Genomic DNA, 19,823 nt, shown 5'->3' with positions numbered 1-19,823 from the left:
TATCACTGCCTACTGCCTGGTTACAATTCTTTAGCCACCCGATTTTGCTCGACTCCTCGATGCTGCATAATTACTTGATCGAGAAGCCAATTTTTCGCCTAATCGCGCTGCTTCGTGGCCAACCTTCGCCGCTTCAACTCACAGCGCCCCCTCCCGGCGCAAACGTGGTCGGTGATCAGTTCCTCAAGGCCTGCACTACCCTGCTCAAGGCCTTGAGGCGAGTTCGACCGATGTTGAAATCCAGCTCCCGAAGGAATGAGACGTTTTCTCCGCCGGCCCTCACTTCGGTGTTCCTTGAGCCTTTGGCCGCAGATTGACTGCTTCCCTTTCACCATTGACTGCTTCGATTGCTAAGCACAAGGATCGAAAGTACGCTTTTGGCCGGTAATCTCCTTCCGCTAAGGGCAGCAATGGGTCGACTCCTGCCGGTTGAGGCGTACCGGTGCTCTGGTCACATCCAATGCAAATGGCTGGTCAAGTCGAATGAAAACAGGTGGTCAAGTGGGATACAAACGCTTGGTCAAGTCAGGTGCAATTTTGCAAATCAGAGAAATTTGCTCAGCGGAACTCCATGCCCCTAAAGCCCTAGATCCCCTCCAGAGCTTGAATCGCGCATCGCACCTGAGGCCTGCCCATCCCGGATCAATGCCAGCTGCAGATGCCGCAAAATGTGCCAAAGCAACTGCTCTCGAATTTCGATACACCCCGGAGAGGGGTAGAATTTTTCAACTGAGCTGGCATCCAGCGCCTGGGTCATCACAAGGTACGCTTATCGACTCACGGCACCTTCATAGATACGAACGAGGTCACCCCGGCCTGGCCTACGCTTGTAGGTCAGAAGCACTGAATGGATCATCTCTACGAAGCCAGGCCCGAACACCGAAGCGGCCCGCGCTATAATTTCGTTCTTCAGAACACCGCTCATGAAACGTGGTACTCACCAATCTGGGCCGCTAGTGCTGGTACCCATTCCTGGCGCTCCCTTTTTTAGGAATCGACATGCTGATCCAGCTCGATCTGAATGTGAATGACGCCGAGGCGCTTTTACGCCATTGCGCTGGCCACGAGCCAGACACAGGGGATTTTCGAGAAAATGCTCGGGTTCGGGAAGCACTAGAAACTCTCGCAGCAGCTCTCGAAAACGTGATGGGCCCAAACCATGGACGCATCGAATCGCCCGAAACGATTGATCCGCAGCTACTGGATGCAGCCTTAAGGTTGTTTGGCGACAAAGCGAAAGCCATGAGCTGGTTGTGCACCCCCCTACGAGCGCTGGGCCAGAAAAGCCCGAAGGATGTACCTATGGCTGAAGCCCTGACATTGATTGCACGTCTTGAGCACGGCTTTAACACCTGATAAGCCGTTCCGTGCCGCTCAGGTGAGTCAACCTCAGCGGTTCAGCCCCAGTGGCCTTCCAGATCAGCCTGGGATGGCTTCAGGTACGCCGTTTCATGGCTCGCTTGAAGGCAATAAGTGCATCAAAGGCTTGCTTGCTTGATAGCCCCTCCCTCTGCTTATCTACCAAAAATTCTGCATCCCACTTAGCCGGATCGAATTCTTCTCTGGCATATCTGACAAGGTCAAGCCACAGGGGGCAATGGCAGTGCTGTTCCGTGGCTGTGCCGGCACCGATAACTCGGACGCTCTAGCAGCCCAGGCTCGCGGATTACCAGTTGGTCGCACACCCGGCTTAGGATATCGAAGGGGGGCGTCGCTCATCCCAATCAACGTGGGATGAGTGAAGCGTGTGATCGACCGTATCGGCGCACAAGGATCAATCGTGTGCAGCATGGCCAATCGCTGCACCTCGATCTCAAACGCTTCAGCGCCAAGGGTCACGACGTGCCGTTCAACGACTTCAAGCGCGGGTAAGTTATGGCGCTCAAGACTGGTACGTGCCTTTCCATGCATGCTGGCTCCTGCGTGGGTAATTGCGTCCTCATCCAATCGTCCGCTTGATCGAAATCGCACATCATTCGTGCGAACTCTTCTTCCGATAGCAATCGTGGATTTCGCGTTGTGAGCGTCATCGTGTGGTGGCAATTCTAGGGCTGCTCGACAACTCTGTCTTGGTGAAGGAACGCTGTAATCACTTTGATCTCCTGGCTCATCTGCTCCCAAGAGGCCCGTCCAAGCCTGAGAGATACGAGGTGTCTGAAGTAGCGCTGTCTGGGAGCACCTGCGGGTCACTGAGCATTTTTATTAGGTAGTCATGCACAACCCGTACGCGATGGGGAGGTGCTCTCTGCCAGAGGGGGTGGTACGCTTTCCCCAATCGGCCCGTGATTCGTCCGAGCCTACAAGGGCCATACCAGCGGTGGTGATCCGGCTCAGATTTTCAAACTAAAGGGAGCAGCATGAGCCTGACCGGGGAGCCAAATGAAGACATGGATACATTTTCCAAAGTCGCCGATCTTCTAGAAGGCCAGATGGGACGCTGCAGGCGCGACAGAGCTGTTTTGATCAACTGGGTTGTAAGCCGCTTTCGCACCCCAGACCAGCTTGCCAAGGTGATACGTGACCTGCCCCAGCTCCCGACTAAATTGCGCTTGGATTACGCGGCTTGGATCCACAGCTTCAAGGATGAGTAGAGCTTGGATAAGGTCACTTTAGGTGGAGCACATTTGTACTCCTTATGGATCAATCATGAACAACAACTGGCAGCGAGAGCGCGATCGACGGCAAGCAATCTGGGAGCTTGCTGACCTTCTTCCAGGCGACCGAGGCGCCAAGGCAGTCTTGGAGCGCCTGGATGACGTCGAGCGACTCGATCACGAGCACCCCATCAGCGTCTGCCTGCTAACCCTAGAACAGCTTTCTGAGCTTCCCAAGGAGCCTCATAAAATTGGCTGTTGGGTCATTCGCGACTCCGATATTCCAGAACCATGGCGAACGCGCTTTGCGGTTGCCTTAGGCCCCTCTGCGCGAGTAAGTGAAGGCTTCTACTTCCATGACTGGATGGACTTTTTACAGGCTTGGGAAAGTGACTTGGAGCATGTAGAGCAGCACCGCCGTGAACTCGATGATGACTGAGGGGAGTCTTGGTCGTTCAGTTTGGAGGCACTGGCGGGAGGCCGTTGAAAGGGCCTGCCTAACATGACATAGCCAGCAGGTGCCCAAGCGCGCACCTGCCCCAACCGTCACTGACGATCAGTACTTACTGCCACACTAGGTACTTTGCTCATCTAGCTGGGCAGGTTAAGGGCGCCCTATTCCTGATCCACCTCGGCGATGGAGCCATGGGCTTTCAGTTTCCAGCAAAACTGCCAGGCACTCAGCTTGATTAGTATTTATCAGCGTACAACGATCCCGTGCGCCGCAAAGTCACTCAACAGCCTCTTTCTACTGATCATAGAAGGCACCTTAAAAATGTTTCGGTAGCCGTACCACATTCCAACCGGAATTAGTGCCAAACCAAGTCCAAATGTAGCTGTCGCAACAATCACTGCCATTGGCACCGTCGCGATCGACATGACAATACCTTTTATAACCGTTGACCTAGCAATGAATTTGACCACATCCAGGTCATACTCAACTTTCCCACTATTTGTTTCGAAGGCCAAAATCACGATAGCTTTCTTCGAAAGCTTCTTGAAGTACCAAACTCGTGGAACGTCAGTAACAAAGGCTCCGTGTCCTTTTAAATAGTTTGGAATCACAACTTGTTTAAAATAAAACGTATTCCCTTCTGCATCTTCTAGCCTAACTTGACTGTAGAGACTATCAAGATCACCACTGGCCTGCAGGTTATAATTCTTGACGATCACTTGCATTTTGATCAGATCGGACATGCTTGATCCTTAAGCGGATTTTGAAAAATTAAAGTAGCGACAACAACTACTCACACCATTGCGAGGGTTCAAGTGCGCCCCATGTCCGCCGTGTGGTGAGACCCCCTCTCCCTTCCCATTCAAATCTCGACAGTACGAGGTGCTCCACGGCTAGCTCTGGCGGACTAGGAAAGTGTTGGCGAAGCCTCAACGCGAACTCGATCACGCGTTCTGTTCGCTTGCGATCACATAGTGCCCCCCGGCCATGCTTCTCATAAGCTTGAAGCCCTGCCTGACCTCCACGCATCGGAGAGGGGGTGTCGCAACTGTCATCCCGTTTTCGGAGGCGCCGGATTGATCGAAGTACACTTCAGCGGCGTATCGCTGCCCTACCCTCGCAGCATTGCGAAGGTACGCGTCGATGCATACACCCCACTCAACGTCCTGGGCCCTGCCGACTTCTTGAGGAATGCCTTGCTCAAGGCCGGACGGCTCTTCGGGGCTTTGGAGTTCGCGCTGCCGCGCAGAATTAGCCATCTCGTCGATCTCAAATAGGGTAAAAGCCGTTGCGCTGTGTTGGTCAGGGACGCCATCAGCCCTTCTGGGACAGCGGCACCTGACGGCGGTAGGCCGGCACGATTTAGCGATTTATTGCAAGCCGACGATCATCACGACCTTCGAACGCCCTGTGGCTCCGACACGAAATGGCAGGAGCCATCACGCCGCAGCCCATCACCAGTACTCGCCTCAGGCGCATCTAGGCGCAGGAGACCGACACATTTATATCTCATACATCATGTAACTGTACACGGCAACATGGCTATATCCTCGATTTTCGAGGGATCCGTCGTGTTGAAGCCGGCCTTGGCAGCAGTCGTTAGAACTTTGAGAGACAGCCTGGATCTGTCTCAGGAGGAACTGGCAAGCGCCGTGTCTCAGACCTTCTTGAGCCGGATCGAAAACGGCCAAAGCAGCCCCACGCTGGATAAGTTCGCGGAGCTTGCACATGCGCTCGAACTGAGCCCGGTAACTCTCCTGGCGCTCATTCTCTCGACCAATGACAACACCCCTACCTCGATCGTGCTCGCTAACGCCGCCAGGGAATTGGAAGCAATCGAAGCGAAGGTGAGCGCCGCTGACATCGCGGCACACCTAGCGGGGAAGGAGGTTCTGAAGCGGCCAGCCGCGCGGCCAGCCGACCTCGACAAGCTTAAAAAGGTGCTCCAGTGCAAAGCCGATGGACTGAGCAAGTCAGAGAGCGCGCGGCGACTTGGCTTGAGTCGATCAACTATTGGTTTTTTGTGGGAGCGGTCGGTGCCAGATGCAGATTGATCGGGGAGCACCGTCTCTCAAAGGCACGATTTTTTAGCTCCCCGCCTTCCATTGATATAGCCGGAGTAACTTGGGCGCTGGAGCCTCACGTTTGTAAGGTAGTGATACTTTTCGACAACTCACTGCTCGTGCAACCGACATAACAGGAGGCGGATCCTGGCCTTCGACGTCGAGCCATGAACGGCAGCAGCCGCCACCTCCGCCTCAGCGTGAAATGACTCATTTCAGTAGGTGCACCCAAAGACCACTGACTGGTTGCCGGCAGCAAACATGGATTCGTAAGCTCCTAAATTTTGGACTGACTAACGTGAGGTAATGATATGGATGACGATTCGCTTCCGATGCTTGACCCGCAGTTAGAGGACATCCAATGGCCGGCAGACTTCTCCGGCCAGCAGCTCTTCATCCAGGGTGCGGATTGGCAACATAACGCGATGCTGAACTGGTCTCACTTTCGTGCCGATCTCTATGCTTTTGCATACAAAGATGCAGCTGACGGCCTTGTGGAAGCTATGGCTAATCGTCAGGTTCCACTGGATAGCGGCATTTACCCTTTGCTTTTTCTGTACCGCCACTCCTTGGAGCTGCAGTTCAAGCTGATGCTAAACAGTGCTCGCGCGCTCACAGGCAAAGAGCCCAAGGTGTATGACAAGCATCGGTTGATGCCCCTGTGGTCAGAATTGCGCCATCTGCTCAATGAGCTTGGTCTAGAGCGCTCAGACGCCAACGCTAATGCTGCCCACCAGTTTATTCGCCAGTTGGACGACGCTGATCCAGACTCGATGGCATTTCGCTACGCCACGACCAACAGTGGTAAAGACCACCTGCCAGACGTTCCGCACATCAACATCCGGCACTTGCGTGAAGTACTCAACAGCGTGTTCGTTTGGCTAAACGGTACGTACAGCTGGATTAGAGAAATGGAGCAAGGTCAACCTGGGAGCTGACTACGCAAGGTGTGTCACCCTGATGGCTCCCCTTAGCATGGGGTCTATCGAGGCACTGCCGCCAATGAAACGAAGTCGCCTATACCAGTCGCTGTTGAAAAATGCCAGGGAACTCGAATCAAGGTACTCTGAGGAATCCACAAAAGCGCAGGCGCTAGAGGCCTACCTGCTGCAGCCACATGTAGATCAAACACCCTTTGCAGACGGTGCGACGGCCCAACAGGCTGTTGCAGCTCTACTTAGTCGCCGATCCTAACGCCTTCACGCCCCCTCAAACCATCTTCTTACGCCAGAAAACCCCTTTACACGAAATTTTTCAGGCATATAATCTCGATATCCGAAACCCGAGATCGACTACATGACCCCAAACCCACAAGCAATTGCCGCTATGCTGATCACCAACGTTCCGCGCGACCTTGTGATGGGTGTCGAAGATGCCTTCACCGCTGGTGCGCTCCAGGCCTTTGGGTTGACGAAGGATGTCAGAAAGCAGCGAAAAACTGCACTGGGGTACATGCGGCACATTCAGATGAACGAGCGCTTCAGCGACCTGCTGGAAGCGTCAAGCGCCGAGCTTATGTCCTCCCAGGGCAACGGCGTAATCGTGGGCGTGGCAGGGATGTTCAAATTTGCGCGCTTGAACATGAACACCACGAATTGGAATCGCCCTAACCGTAGCATCACCCGACGCGAGCTGGCCGAAGCTAATGAGGCCATGAGCCAACTGGTGCAGCCATCACTTTTCGGGCCTCAAGATGTGACCTCTGGGACATTCTTCTTCGTCGCACGTTTCAGCGGTTCACTGCATCACCATCCTGAGAAGCCGTTGCAGGTCTATATCGCGGTGCCCAATCCAAAAATGGATGGGTGGTTGTTTCGGGAACCTTTGAGCCAGTTCTTGGATCGCTATGAGGCGGCCCCGAAACAGGCCGACAATGCAAAAGTAAAACTCAAAGCGGGCTTCATCGAGCTCGGAGGACAGAAAGAAACATGAGCCGGGGCATCACAGATTTCCAACCAGGAAGATTGATTCAGGCACTGGCTGCCCGAGCCCTTTCCCAGGTACAACTCGCTGCCATGGTCGGCGTATCGCCGGCTACGATTAGCAAGTGGAAATCGGGGCAACAGGCTCCCGAAGCAGAGGCGCTGGATAGCCTCTCCAAGGTCATCAATGTCAGTCCTGAATGGTTCACCCGCCCTCTTCCCAAGAAGGGATCGCTGCCTCTTTTCCGAAGCAATGCGTCTGCGCATGTCTCTGCAAGGGCCATGTTAGAAGCCCGACTGGAATGGACGCAGGACATCGTCTTGGCGATGAGCGAGTTCGTCGACTTTCCGGACGTAAACCTGCCTGTGAGATCGTTCACAGATCCTCAGCAAATTGCCAATTCCGATATCGAGGAAGCTGCCAGCGAGTGCAGAGACCTCTGGAGTCTTGGCCGTCGGGCAATCCCCGATTTGGCAATGGCTGTAGAGGGTGCAGGCGTTATCGTGGTTCGAGAGGAAACGGGTATCGCCCCGATCGAAGGGCTCTCCGCTTGGAGTCACGAACTTCAGCGGCCATTGATTCTGCTGTCTGCAGACAAAGGGAATGGCTTTCGCAGTCGATTCGACCTTGCTCATGAACTTGGTCACCTTATTCTGCACAAAGGCATTGACCGCTCAACCGACCCTGAGCGCTACAAATTAATGGAGTCGCAAGCTCATCGTTTTGCTGGAGCTTTCTTGCTGCCGGCAGAAACGTTTGCAGCCGATGTGCGAACCCCAGTAACGCTGGACAGCCTTCTATTGCTCAAGCAGCGCTGGGGCGTCTCTGTTGCAGCCATGATCATGCGTCTTGAAGCACTCAAGATTATCGATGCTGATGAGAAGTTGGTTCTGTTCAAACGTAGGTCAGCCCGGTGGGGGGCTAAATCTGAGCCAGGCGATGACGCGCGCGCCCCTGAACAACCCCGGCTCCTGAAACGCACCATCGAGTTGTTGTCGTCTTCTGGTGTCATGCCGATTGAATCGGTATCGAGCTACATCGGTTTGGCTGCAAACGATGTGGAAAAGCTGGCGGGTCTACCGGAGCGGTATCTGTCGGGCAAAGCTTCCGTTTTCCATCTAGCGAAGCTGAAATCCATGGTCAGTGGCGATCCGTCCGCTAAGCCTGCCAATAGTGGTGTGGTGGTTCCCTTCAATCGGAGTAGCTGACAGATTTGCTCACGGCAAGGTGGGCCACAGGGGCTGAGACATGCAACTCGCCTGTGTGCCCTTTTGCTGATTTGTGGGCGATACCTTAGCTGCAAAGGGGCTCCCGGCCTCGATTGAAGCACCGCAATCATGGCCGATGCGCTATGGCCCTCTGTTTTCAGGAATAGTCCCCTCCTGTACTCCAAGACTCCGCATAACGGGTGCCAACGTCACTCAATTTGCAAGCTCGCCACCACCGGCTTGATCACCCGATCATTTGTAAGCATCCGGCCATTACACGCCGTCATCAAGAAACTCGCATTAGTGTACGTCCCATCTGAGCTCCGTCTAGATGGAACGCTAATTCACCTTGGCCGATAAAACTACCGCATTTTCTTTTCGCTCCGAGTAGCGATCAACCAAGTTTTCACGGCCACGAACCAATAGTGTGAATCTCACCAGCTCCTACATCACATCCACTACTCGGTCGTAGTACGGCGAAGACTTCATTCTGTTTACCTCGTCAAACTCCAGATACACGCGTCTCTTCTGCGAGTGTTCAAACAGCTCAGGAACGGCGCAGCAGATTGTCTGCACCGGAAATCATCATATCAAGAAGGGACAGAATCATCCCTTCCTTTAGCGATGACTAGTTGACAAATGGTTCGACTGGTACTGCCACACCAAACTTCTCCAACTGCAAGAATTTTGAACCAATAATCTCTGCGGGAATTTTACGCTGCAGGAGACCAAAAAAGTTCTCATCGTGCGTCGATATAATCACTTGCTTCTTAAACTGCAAGCAAATACTGCGCAAGAGATCAATTGTAGAGAGTATATTTATAGAGTCCATAGACTGAATAGGATCATCAATCATGACCACATCAATTGGGTCACCGTGATCATCTTTCGCGTGGAGCGCGCTTGCCAGGAAAACACTCAAGCTAAGAATATTAGATTGTGCAGCACTAAAGTAAAGAATTGGCGAGATAGACGCGCCACTCTCATCACTTACCACGATATTTAGGCCTGGCTTATCAGCGTCGAAATCAGCTTTAAACTCGACTTTCTTGAAGGATGGATGTGGATCAATTTTCTTATAAATCGCGTTAATAAGGCCCTCATAGAAAAAGTCATCAATGAGTGTCTTGAGCTCAACCACAATGGCATTTCTTTCTTCAGCTAACGTGGTATCAACACGACTGCGCTGATCCAGATCCCTTTCAACTCGCGTCAACTCTTCTTCTAAGGATATTCGCTCAATGTAGGGCTTGAATGAGGCCAGTAATTCCATCAAGAGCTTAAAGCTACTTATCTTCTTTTCCAGTTCCTCTGCTTGCTGCCTACACTGCTGTACTTTCTTAGCGATCAGAGCCTCCACCGTTTTCAAATCATCTTGCGGGGTAGCTACTATAAGATCAAACAAACTATCATAAAAAGCCGTCTGCGATGCTTGTGCCTGGGCAAGACTCAGATCCAGGCTTTCTTTCTGCTCTTTAAGTTGCGAAAGGCTGATCCAATTCCCTTCGGCTAGCATTTCCTGATGCAGCGCATTTGCCTTAGCTACCAGAGCCTCAGCTGCTAGCTTAAGTTCTGCCACTTCAGCTTCAAGTGCAGCCTTCCTGAGTGCGCAATGCTCTTTAAGATCCACAGGCATCAAACCATTCACAGAGATGTATCTATGCACCAATGCGTAACTGTCCGCATCAGTTTTGCTTGTCGCCTCTGACACTAAATCCTGATAATCCGACTCATTCTGCGTAATGGCTTTTTTGAGCGTTTCGATCTTTTCCCCAAGCTCCGCTTGTCGAGTCGTCAGGCTCGATCGCTTACCTGTAAGCTGACTGAGCTCTGCTCCGGCTCTGTTCAGCAAATCATCACTGGACAAGCCCCAAACCGACTGTTCAAGCTCATGGATCCTAATGACTATCGCTTTAAGCTCTGAGTCCAACGCCGACATCTCAGCCTTTGCCTTGGTGAGCCTCTCGCCGGACTCTTTTACCTTGACTCGCAGGATTGCAGTCTGCTCGGCATGAGCTGTTAGCGCCTCGCGAGTAATGGTCTGGATTTCGTCCTTTAATTCGCTTTGTCGCGCTCTAGAGATGGCAAGCTTTTCTGCATTGTCATGGCTCAACTGAGACAGTAGGCTTTGCCCTTTGACTATATCGATTAGTAAAGCCTCAGACTCATGGGGCGTGCTGCACAGTGGACAAATCTTGGAAGGCCATGCGCTGAGGTACTCAAGGCCAGAGGCGACAATTCTCTCATGCAGTCCCATTTGCTCAGCCAACGCTTTCTGGGTTACATGGATAGTTAGGTCATGTCCCTCCATCAACTCTAGTTCATTAAAACACTTCGTTAATAAATCAACTCTTTCCTGATTTAGATGTGTGAGCCGCACACTTCCTGACAACAGGGATTCGGCAGAGACTTTCTGAGCAGAAACCGTTTCAAACTCACGCCCTAGCGCTAAAAACTTAGACTCATCCAATCGAATAGAGATTTCTTTATCTGAAATTTGCTTTTCTATCACTGCTGCCCGAGCGCGGCGCGTCGACAGCTCACTGTAGACAGGCGCTGAGTTTTCAATAGAATTCCTGAGAAGCAAAACTCTCTCATCTGCCGACTGGAGTTCTTGTTTGACATCGGAAAACTCTTTCTCGACCCCAACAAGTTTAGTTGAAGCAGCTGAGCAAGCTTCTTTTACCGCCGTCTGCCTCGCGGACAGTTCTTGAAGACGCGCAACAGTTTCAAAATAATACTCAGTGTTTTCTGCAACCCTACCTACATCCTCAAGACGCGCACTCGCCTGCTGTAAATCTGTTCCAGATTTAGCATGAGAGTCTAAAAGCCCCTGATATTTTTCGCCATCAGCAACACCTTTTGACAAGCGTGCAAAATTAGACTTTTGCGCTACCAAAAAACTGCTGTGCAGTGCAACTTCAGGAAGTTTAGCTAGCCGACCAGAGAGTGTCTCCATCGTACGTGCGTTGGCATCATATGCCACACCTAACTCATGCTGTCTTGATATCAGACTTGAGCTAAGGGCATGCTCGGCCTGGGATGAAAATTTCTCATCGGCTAAGATTATATTTTCACCTGCCGCATTCAGCTCTGATGCCACGCCATTGAAATGGTCGAATATAGAGCTATCCACAGGTTCGTCGAGTTTATCAATAATGCTTTCACGCCGTTTATCGAGCGCACTGAGGTCGGCCTTGTTGTCGCTAATCAGTGCCGACAATTCCTTGCGAGCGATTTCGAGATCACCTCCGAAACTCTCCATAAATTTGACATAACGGTCTTGCGGTTTCGCCTCTCGGAGAAATCTGTCGATCTCATCCTGACTCAAAATCACTCGCCGAAAAAATTCATTTTCCTTCTTCTTGTTATCTCCAAACTTCAAATCACGACCGTTCGTTCGAATGTTAGGTAATCTCCGCGAAAACGGCTCAGGACGCGTGGTTGAAACAACAACTTCAGTAGGAACTTTATCATTGACATATTTATTACGAAGTATCTTCTGCCCGACGTTCTCATCCTTGGTAATTTTTGCAGCACCCTCAAAATTTACCTTGTTGTATTCTCCGCCAAGACGTTCCAAGTGGTTAGTGACAGCCCACTCGACCGCATCATAAAAGGAGCTCTTGCCGAAACCGTTCGGCGCATAAATTGCCACAAAATCAGAAGGATCGCCGTTGGCTTGAGTAAAATCAAAAGTCCCTTCAGATTTCAGCTTGTACGCACGAAACGCTTCAATCTCAACCTTTTTGATTTTCATTTTTGTCCAGGAACTCAATTATAGAGGTGATCATTTCAGCCCGTTTTTCTCTAGACTCTAACTTCTGATCCAACGGCGCACCACGGACATAATCTTCCAGCGACAGCAAAGCTTCCCTGGGTTCAGTCACACGAGGATCAAGTACCAGATCTGAACCTAATAACTGTTTCTCCAATTCCACAGCCAACTCAGCTGAATTCGGTATCTCAGCCAATCCATCTAGGATAATTTTTCGGGCCGTATACTTGTTATTTTCAATCTCATACTTATCCCAGAGAGGAACGTGATCACGAGTAACAAAAGCCAAGTATACATTCCAAGCAGCCAAACCGCCCGAGGGCTGGTGATAAACAGAGACCACACTCTGAATTGCGCTCCAATGCTCGACTACGTCAGCGGGCGTATCTAATATGCACGCAATACACGAAATAAAGGAAAGAGTGTCATCTGAGCGAAACATGCGAAATTCGACGTGCTCAAACTGCGAGCTGATAAACTCGAAATCAAATTCTTTTATTAATAGCTTCATCTATCTTATCCCTGAACAAACGCAATTGAGCCACGCCATCAGGCACCGACTTGTAATCCCGCTCTTCGAGGATGACGCATCGGGAGCGAAGTGCTTCCAAGTGGGTCAATTTGAAACTCTTATAAATTGAGGCTTCAGCGGCATCCACAGCAAACGGGCCTTCATTTGGTACGACAGCAATATTGTTTACTATGTTGTCGACCGAAAAATCTTTAGGCAAGCATATTGCCGCCGTTTGCGGAGATGCAACAATCACAACACCATCTTTATCGAGCAGTTTACGCGCTACCTTGAGCAACTCCTCAATACGACGAATCCAATTTGAACCATCACTGGTATACAGCATTCTCCGCTTGCGCTCAGTTGCCTTTAGATATTCGGAGTCTACCGACCCAGAGTTATCTAGCAAGGCGCAAATCACTAAAAACTCCAAGTATGCAACCCATAGCTCACGCGTTTTAAGCTCGTTTGGGCGTTTGCCATCAACAAGAAGACTCAAACCGTATCGAGTCATCACCTCGTAAGGCGGAGGCATGCCATTACTTATAAGATGTTCAGTAAAGCCATCAAGCGCGGTTTTCAGACTCTCGACATTTCCAGGTGTAATGACGTCGAATTCGAATATTTTATTCTTAAGCCTAGAAAAACACTCCAGAAATGCAGGCACCATAGCAGCGCTGTTATTAGCTACTATTAGCTCTTCAAACCTGAATAAACTGTGGCATCGAGCACGACCAAATTGCTGATCTTGGCCAGTGCCATCCATCCTGAACTCTACGCCAACGAGATAGGGGAAGCCACCATCGACGTGGTAAATTCCTCCCCCCGACATTCCTCGTATGGTTTCTGTACCTGGGATACCTGCTACGGTCAAAAGGATGAGCTCATCGACCGCACTGGTCATGTGGCCATCCCAGTGCTTGATTGGATCTGATGAACCTCTCTCTGTTGCAGGAAATCCAACAAACGTAATATTGTCCTGAAGTTGCAAATTCGCTACAGGCAGGGACTGCTGCGCAACATGAGGCTGATGAGAGACCTTTAGAACGGCGCAATCGTAAGTTCTGGCATCATCGATTTTAGGTGGGAGAAACACATCAAAAACATCAAGGTTGCGCCCTTGGTAGTCAGTGACGATGATACCGTCAACCGCTTCATCGATTACATGAGCAGCAGTCAACACATAGGAGTACTCCTGCGTCATGGCGTTTACCAAAACGCCACTCCCACCATTAACCATGACACAATACGAGTGGATGATTTCGGAAACTGTCATATTAAAACCTGAGTTCACCGCCAAGAACGTCTAGGCGCGAGGAGTATTCCTCAGCCTCATGAGGTAGCAGCAAAGGTGCAATAACGCCCGGGTAATTGAATAAAACCTTCCCACTTGTAGATTTGATTAGCCTTGCAATAGCCCTTTTATTGGGAAGGCCATGCTTGACACCATTCGTAGAAACCACATAACGCGAGCAATCCAGAAGAGATATAAAATCATCACTCGTATTATATTGACTCGCATGGTGCGAGATCTTAACGAGCTCCAATTTTAGCTTATTGGTATCCGTGTATCCCCATGACCGAAGGCTATTTATTACAACATCATCATGGGCATCCCCAAGAAACATCATGCTCTTACCATCGCACTCCAAAACAAATGCAATGGAACTACCATTGTAGTCCGAGCCATCGCTCTCAAACTTATCGTCTTTCCAAATATCGACCAAAGACAGATGATAATCATTTTTATGGGATGACGTCTCACCCGAATCATCCTCAGGCGGCCACTTATGCAAGAGTTTATTTAACTGCTCTACCCCGGGAGATAAAATTCGAAATCTCATTGGCCCAATGTCATAGCACTGTCCCGCCATGATAAGCGGAGCGCGATCACAGCCAATTTCGTCTAACAACGCTTCTAGCTCTTTCCCTTGTTTCACGCTGGTTTCAGGGCTTTCGCTGGACAGGATTATATTATTCTCCGAAATTTCCGGAGAATCAAAATAGCGCGTAATCAATCGTGACGAGTTGAACCAGATTTTCTTAACCATCACCCTGAGGTAATCCGGCCTTTCGAACGCCTTGATCAAACCCTTGATATGGTCATCATCTATATGGGTCAGGACGAGCAGGTCGATCTGCTGACCTTTGGATTTCAGTTCATCCAATACGACACAGAGGGCTCCGGGATACCGCCCTCTGGGCCCGTACCTGAAGGTCTGCGATGGCCCTCCATCAATGAGCACGTTGAATACGCCGACGGGGCCCTCATGGGTAACGAGGATGCAGTCCCCATGGTTCGCTTGAAGCACGCGTACGACGACACTCATTTGGACTCCCTGTCAAAACCCTGCAAGCTTGAGCCATCAAAATGACACTAGCATAGGACGTTACAGCTCGACTTCCAAATAAAGCTTCACACGCACCATGTCCTGCACGTAAATGTTTCAGGGTACGCACCGGGAGGCGAGCTGAATCACCATGGAACCAGTGAAATACGTCAGCCACAATCTACGATAGCAGGAGACGACTTTGACGGCATAGTGAGCAAAAATGAGACGCTAGCGACCCAACAGGAGTGAAAGCCAAAGAAACATGGCCCTACACACTGACGTCAGTCCGGGCCGCAGCTAGGTGAAAGGTTGAGACCGATGGAGAAACGAACCGCGATAGCCGGCGATGCCAGAGCCCGGGCATGGCTGGAACAATTCCACCTTGGTGACCGCTCGCGCGCCCAGAAACTATTGGAGGCGTTTGCCTTCGTCTCACGAGATGACTTCATAGACCAAATGCGTGCCATGCTCCTTCGTGAAAGCCAAACCGTGCCAGGTGCGATTGCGTTGTATGCAGAGCGTGAACTCAGACATCGATGGGGTAAGCCGCATCGCCTTTTCAAAGAATCTAGGCGATCTGTTAAGCGGGCGATCGGTGCGAAAGGGCCAGACGCAGTGAAGCCAACCAAGGCTTACGATCCTTCAGTTGGCAGCGAAGGGATCGTCGCGCAGATGATTTCTGAACTCTGCCATGAGCATCCTCAGAAATTTCTCAATCACCCCGGCCCAGACCAGATCAGAAACAAACGCGCGCGGGCGTTCTGGGTAGTTACCGATCTGATCGGTAGCGGCGATCGCGCATCGAACTATCTAGAGGCCGCTTGGCGTCTACGATCCGTCCGCAGCTGGTGGTCAGGCAAATTGATGAAGTTCGCGGTAATGTCGTATTCCTCGACCGTACCTGGTGAACGCTGGGTAGCAAGGCACCCTTGTAGGCCGACGATAAGCATCGTCCTGCCATGTCCTACCATCAACACGAGTTTCTCCGCTAAGGAAGCCGAGCAGATGAAACTGCTCTGCACCGCTTACGACCCCACTGTTGGGGAGCCAGGGCACTCCCCATGGGCGTGGCGCGGCCCTAGCCTGGGATATGGCAATGGAGGCGCTCTGCTCGTTTTCGCTCACGGCGCCCCTAACAACGTCCCCCTGATGTTCCACAAGGCCTCGCGGGACAAGAAAAACACATGGACACCATTGTTCCCTCCCAGGGTATCTGCAGGTATCAGCAAGGACGTCTTCGGAATCGATCTGACCGCCGAAAGCATCAGTGCCCGCCTAGACAACCTTGGCGACAAGCGCCTCGCCAGATCAAAGGCAGTGTTGAAATCCGACCAGCAAACGGGACAGACATTCCTGCTGTTAAGCGCGCTCTTGCAGCCTCTCAGAATGAACGACAGGCTCCTTGCATATCGGACTGGCCTTAAAATGCACGACTTAAGGGTACTGCTCCGAAACATGAGCCAGTACGGCTGGATAGACTCGCAACGCAGGCTTACCGACCAAGGCTATAGCCAGCTCGCACACGCCAGAAAGCACGAGCTTCTTTCCGGAATGCCGAGGACTGTTGGCAATCAAGAGACAGAACCGTACTATCCCACCTCGTTGAGGCATCCAATCTAGATTCTAGCTTCGGCGTACGTTCCTGGAATGTTGCTGCCATGATGGGTTGGATTCTCAACTCACCACCGGGCGCAGATTACTGCTGCCCTATGTCTTAGCTCCTGCTTGCGGTTAAGCGCTCACGCCACAGCCTAGTGGCGTAGCCTTCTGCCTGCGGCGCGAGCACTCACCCTGCGGGTGTCAAAGTAGATGAAGGATTGGACGCCTCAACACTATCGCCGCTCAAAAGGTGCCAGCAACGTTCCGACCGCTGTCATGAACGCTGCGATCGCGACTTCGCAAAAGACGGTCGCAATCAATCCTTCGCTTCCGCCCATACTGACTCTCAACCACCTAGCCCACATGACTCAGGTGCCATACAAACACCTGCGCGATTATGTCACCCGCGATGTCGAGTCCTACAAAATCTTCAGAGTTAGGAAGCGAGCTCGACCAGGACGGCCCACCTCATTCCGTGTGATTTGTGTGCCCCCGCCGAGCCTGGCAGTCGCTCAGCGATGGATTGCGCAGCACGTCTTAGCCAAAGCCAGGCCTCATGCCGCTAGCACAGCATTCGCGCCGAAATGTAAGTTGATTGAGGCCGCTGCTCCCCATTGCTCAAGTCGCTGGCTGATCAAAGTCGACGTGCAGCGGTTCTTTGAATCGATTTCTGAAATCGATTGCTACCGCGTATTCCGCAGCCTTGGATATCAGCCTCTGGTGTCTCTGGAACTGTCGCGGCTATGCACGCGGGTCGGTCACTTCAGCCGCATGCGTCGCGCTATCAAGTGGCGCAGGAAAGCCCCCCTGGCGAAATCGAAAATTCTCAAGTATGCATCGCGGGCACTAGGCCATCTGCCGCAAGGCGCTGCAACCAGCCCCATGCTCGCCAACCTTGTCATGAGAGAAGCAGACACTTTGCTTACCTCGCTAGCCGACCGATTTGGGCTCACATACACCCGCTATGCGGATGACCTGACCTTCTCTACAGCCGACACCGCATTTGACCGGGAGAGTGCCCGCAACGCGGTCAATGAGGTTTACGGAATACTCCGTCGGTCTGGCCTAACGCCCAATCTTGCCAAAACAAACATTGTGTCTCCGAGAAGCCGAAAAATCGTACTGGGACTGCAGGTGGGCCAGGACGTACCGAGGCTAACTCGCGCGTTCAAAATGAAGATGCGGATGCACCTGTACTACTTAGAGCGCGAGGATGTTGGGCCGCTGGCACATGCCGAGCGCAGGGGTTTCTCAGCCGTTGCAGGCATGCGAAATCATCTAATGGGACTTGCCGCATACGCAATCCAAATCGAGCCAAAGTATGGAATTAGCGTAAAGGCCCGACTGGAAGCAGTGGTGTGGCCGATTCTTTATTGATCGCCCTACCGTCGAGACATACTTCAGATTATCCAATCTGAAAAAATAATGAAAAACGAAAACTTAAAAAAATCAGCCGACACTATCTAACTCAGCTCTCAGCCTGATGGTACGCTCCGGCAAACCGAGATCTGCATGTATCTTCGCTGCAATATCGAAACTTTCGTTCGAACTCGCAAGCGCCCCCTGGGCCTTATAAAGCACAGAATAATTTTCAAAAATTTCAGATCTCAGCTTTGGGTATCTATCCTTTTCCAGTGAAACTGCCTCCTCCAAATAGGATTCAGCCCTCTCAAACTCTTGGGTCTTTATCATTAAATTACTAAAATTTATGAGATTAATCAGCTCCGCATGATGATCGCCATTTTCCACGGAGGCCTCATAGGACTTTACTAAATATTTTTCCGCCTGCGGAAAATCCCCCATCTCTTTAAGAACATTCGACAAATTACCATAATGCCGGGCCAGCTCAGTCTTCTCCTTTAACATCTCGGCAATGTCGATAGCCTCAAGCAGTAGGGACTTAGCTTCAACCAGCAGCTTTGGCTCGCCATGCTTTTCCGCCAAATATTTCAGTTGTATTGCCGTATTAGTTAAGAAATTGCTCTTCTTAAGCTTCAATCGATTCCGCTCATCGATATCATCTTGGAGCGCGATAGCTTCCTCAATAAGATCACGCGCAATCTTCAGACACCTGCCAGCACGACGATATTTTTCAAGATGATTGTAGCAACTTCCAAGGTTATTGAAGTGATTTGCAAAACCTTCCTTGTCGTCCTTTCTGGTCAACCTCAAAGCCACGGTCAAATACTCAACAGCCTCCCGGTACTGAGATCGCCTTTTTGCGAGTATCCCCAGGTTACCGTTGACGTGCTCGCGCTGAAGCAGAGTTAAGTCATCCGACTTCAGGCAGCCTTTGAACGTTCTCTCAGCTTCATCCAACTGACCCAACCTCATCAGGTTGAGGCCATGCAGGTTGGCCGAGGCCACCCCTTCAGGATGTATAACTGCTGCTTTTCTATAAAATAACTCTGCTTGCAAAGGATCAAGAAAAGTATAAAGATCTGCCAAATTATAGAGCATGGCACCAGTTTCCTTAAGCACATACTGCGCATGCTCATCCAACTTAGCTTTCGCAAGCTCCCTCTCGTCATCCTTGATCAGTTGGATGACTTGCTGCCGAAGAGCATTATCGCCTGATTCACCATCAAAATACTGATAACCATTCAGTATCTGATTATCCAAGCCGCCGCCAAATGCCTTGGTCAAAAAAGGAATTCGTTTTTTTAATTCTACATGCAACCTACTAAGCTCATCAAAGGACGATTGCCCTGCTTTTAATATAACACTATCAAAGTCTAGAACGTCGCGCGCCTGATCAAAATCAAGGGCACTCGAATTTACATTATAGTCATTCAGGCGTGGCGTAAGCGTAAATACAATCAAACGCTTCAAATTCAAATCATGGCGCGGAATACAATCAAGCGTCTGATTGATTTTACCCACTCCTTTTTCCGATGTAACCTGAACCCCCACTCCCCGCTCAGTGTCCAGCAGATCGATACACGGGAAATTCCGCCTGATAGTATTGGCATTAACCAAATTCCAGCCATATAGCGAGTTCAATATATCAGCCACCAAAGTTTCAGCAGAGATATTAATGTCTGTGTAATTCAACCGAGCGTAAGGCCGGATAAAATTCTGCAGAGTAGCGAGACCCAGATTAATCTCATCAAGCATATCTTTGCTTTTCAACATACCAAGCCTCTGTGCATACATGATATCCCGCCAAACTGACTGGATGACTTGAGCATCCATTTTTCAAACGTGCTTCCCTTCATGGCTTGAGACCTAGTAGCAGTTAGCAATTATGATACGCAATCGCTCCCTCCGACCACCTCAATTACTTCGTGCACTACGCACCTTGATCAGGGACGTTTGGAGTGGCCTTTTCGACATAGCAACATTCCAAAACTGCCCCTA

Annotated in this window: 16 protein-coding genes and 1 pseudogene; 9 read left to right on the top strand and 8 right to left on the bottom strand. The window is 50.9% G+C overall.

Annotation, left to right across the window (positions count from 1 at the left end; genetic code table 11):
- The first annotated feature begins 999 nt into the window (after positions 1–999).
- The 3 genes from HWV67_RS30970 to HWV67_RS30960 all read left to right on the top strand — a co-directional run bounded on the left by HWV67_RS30970 (position 1,000) and on the right by HWV67_RS30960 (position 3,033).
- Positions 1,000–1,356, top strand: coding sequence for an antitoxin Xre/MbcA/ParS toxin-binding domain-containing protein (locus tag HWV67_RS30970; protein ID WP_175653977.1), 357 nt, complete (start codon positions 1,000–1,002; stop codon positions 1,354–1,356).
- Positions 1,357–2,357: 1,001 nt separating this feature from the next.
- Positions 2,358–2,591: a hypothetical protein gene (locus HWV67_RS30965; RefSeq protein ID WP_175653976.1), complete on the top strand. Its 234-nt coding sequence runs from the start codon at positions 2,358–2,360 to the stop codon at positions 2,589–2,591.
- A gap of 55 nt (positions 2,592–2,646) precedes the next feature.
- Positions 2,647–3,033 carry a hypothetical protein gene (locus tag HWV67_RS30960; protein WP_175653975.1) on the top strand — a complete coding sequence of 129 codons (387 nt, stop codon included), beginning with the start codon at positions 2,647–2,649 and terminating at the stop codon, positions 3,031–3,033.
- A gap of 260 nt (positions 3,034–3,293) precedes the next feature.
- Here the strand turns inward: HWV67_RS30960 and HWV67_RS30955 are convergent, their stop codons facing one another.
- Together HWV67_RS30955 and HWV67_RS32340 are read right to left on the bottom strand one after the other, a co-directional pair.
- Positions 3,294–3,791 (bottom strand): hypothetical protein, encoded by a 498-nt coding sequence (locus tag HWV67_RS30955; protein WP_175653974.1) that lies wholly within the window; start codon positions 3,789–3,791, stop codon positions 3,294–3,296.
- 201 nt (positions 3,792–3,992) lie between these two features.
- Positions 3,993–4,307: a hypothetical protein gene (locus HWV67_RS32340; protein WP_256680250.1), complete on the bottom strand. Its 315-nt coding sequence runs from the start codon at positions 4,305–4,307 to the stop codon at positions 3,993–3,995.
- Positions 4,308–4,619: 312 nt separating this feature from the next.
- Here HWV67_RS32340 and HWV67_RS30945 point away from each other — a divergent pair, with 312 nt between their 5' ends.
- From HWV67_RS30945 to HWV67_RS30930, 4 genes are all read left to right on the top strand, one after another.
- Complete coding sequence (locus HWV67_RS30945; RefSeq protein WP_256680249.1) at positions 4,620–5,102, top strand: helix-turn-helix domain-containing protein; 483 nt, start codon at positions 4,620–4,622, stop codon at positions 5,100–5,102.
- Between the two features lie 320 nt (positions 5,103–5,422).
- The gene (locus tag HWV67_RS30940; RefSeq protein ID WP_256680248.1) at positions 5,423–6,049 is read left to right on the top strand and encodes a hypothetical protein; all 627 of its coding nucleotides are present in this window, start codon (positions 5,423–5,425) and stop codon (positions 6,047–6,049) included.
- A gap of 388 nt (positions 6,050–6,437) precedes the next feature.
- Entirely contained in the window at positions 6,438–7,043 is a 606-nt protein-coding gene (locus tag HWV67_RS30935) for a hypothetical protein (protein WP_256680247.1), read from the top strand.
- Positions 7,040–8,242, top strand: coding sequence for an XRE family transcriptional regulator (locus HWV67_RS30930; protein WP_175653970.1), 1,203 nt, complete (start codon positions 7,040–7,042; stop codon positions 8,240–8,242). Before HWV67_RS30935 ends, HWV67_RS30930 begins: the two co-directional genes overlap by 4 nt.
- A gap of 339 nt (positions 8,243–8,581) precedes the next feature.
- On the opposite strand, the pseudogene HWV67_RS31865 reads toward HWV67_RS30930, so the two are convergent.
- The 5 genes and pseudogenes from HWV67_RS31865 to HWV67_RS30910 all read right to left on the bottom strand — a co-directional run.
- Positions 8,582–8,764 (bottom strand): annotated as a pseudogene (locus tag HWV67_RS31865) (arsenical resistance protein ArsH); the annotation flags it as partial.
- A gap of 106 nt (positions 8,765–8,870) precedes the next feature.
- Positions 8,871–12,002 (bottom strand): AAA family ATPase, encoded by a 3,132-nt coding sequence (locus HWV67_RS30925; protein WP_175653969.1) that lies wholly within the window; start codon positions 12,000–12,002, stop codon positions 8,871–8,873.
- Positions 11,983–12,531, bottom strand: a complete 549-nt coding sequence (locus HWV67_RS30920) for an ABC-three component system middle component 1 (RefSeq protein ID WP_175653968.1) — start codon at positions 12,529–12,531, stop codon at positions 11,983–11,985. Before HWV67_RS30920 ends, HWV67_RS30925 begins: the two co-directional genes overlap by 20 nt.
- Positions 12,506–13,807: an ABC-three component system protein gene (locus HWV67_RS30915; RefSeq protein ID WP_175653967.1), complete on the bottom strand. Its 1,302-nt coding sequence runs from the start codon at positions 13,805–13,807 to the stop codon at positions 12,506–12,508. Before HWV67_RS30915 ends, HWV67_RS30920 begins: the two co-directional genes overlap by 26 nt.
- A gap of 1 nt (position 13,808) precedes the next feature.
- A complete protein-coding gene (locus tag HWV67_RS30910; RefSeq protein WP_175653966.1) occupies positions 13,809–14,861 on the bottom strand; it encodes a ComEC/Rec2 family competence protein in 1,053 nt (350 codons plus the stop codon).
- Positions 14,862–15,182: 321 nt separating this feature from the next.
- Between HWV67_RS30910 and HWV67_RS30905 the strand changes: the two genes are divergently transcribed.
- Together HWV67_RS30905 and HWV67_RS30900 are read left to right on the top strand one after the other, a co-directional pair.
- Positions 15,183–16,484, top strand: coding sequence for a phosphoribosyltransferase-like protein (locus tag HWV67_RS30905; RefSeq protein ID WP_175653965.1), 1,302 nt, complete (start codon positions 15,183–15,185; stop codon positions 16,482–16,484).
- Positions 16,485–16,673: 189 nt separating this feature from the next.
- On the top strand, positions 16,674–17,840 hold the full coding sequence (locus HWV67_RS30900; protein WP_175653964.1) for a reverse transcriptase family protein: 1,167 nt from the start codon (positions 16,674–16,676) through the stop codon (positions 17,838–17,840).
- 72 nt (positions 17,841–17,912) lie between these two features.
- Here HWV67_RS30900 and HWV67_RS30895 read toward each other — a convergent pair whose 3' ends face one another.
- Positions 17,913–19,658 carry an SMEK domain-containing protein gene (locus tag HWV67_RS30895; protein ID WP_175653963.1) on the bottom strand — a complete coding sequence of 582 codons (1,746 nt, stop codon included), beginning with the start codon at positions 19,656–19,658 and terminating at the stop codon, positions 17,913–17,915.
- Between the last annotated feature and the right edge of the window lie 165 nt (positions 19,659–19,823).

The organism is Pseudomonas sp. Marseille-P9899 (assembly GCF_903166565.1).
Classification (GTDB): Bacteria; Pseudomonadota; Gammaproteobacteria; order Pseudomonadales; family Pseudomonadaceae; genus Aquipseudomonas; species Aquipseudomonas huaxiensis.
This window is presented reverse-complemented; position numbering and strand designations above follow the sequence as displayed.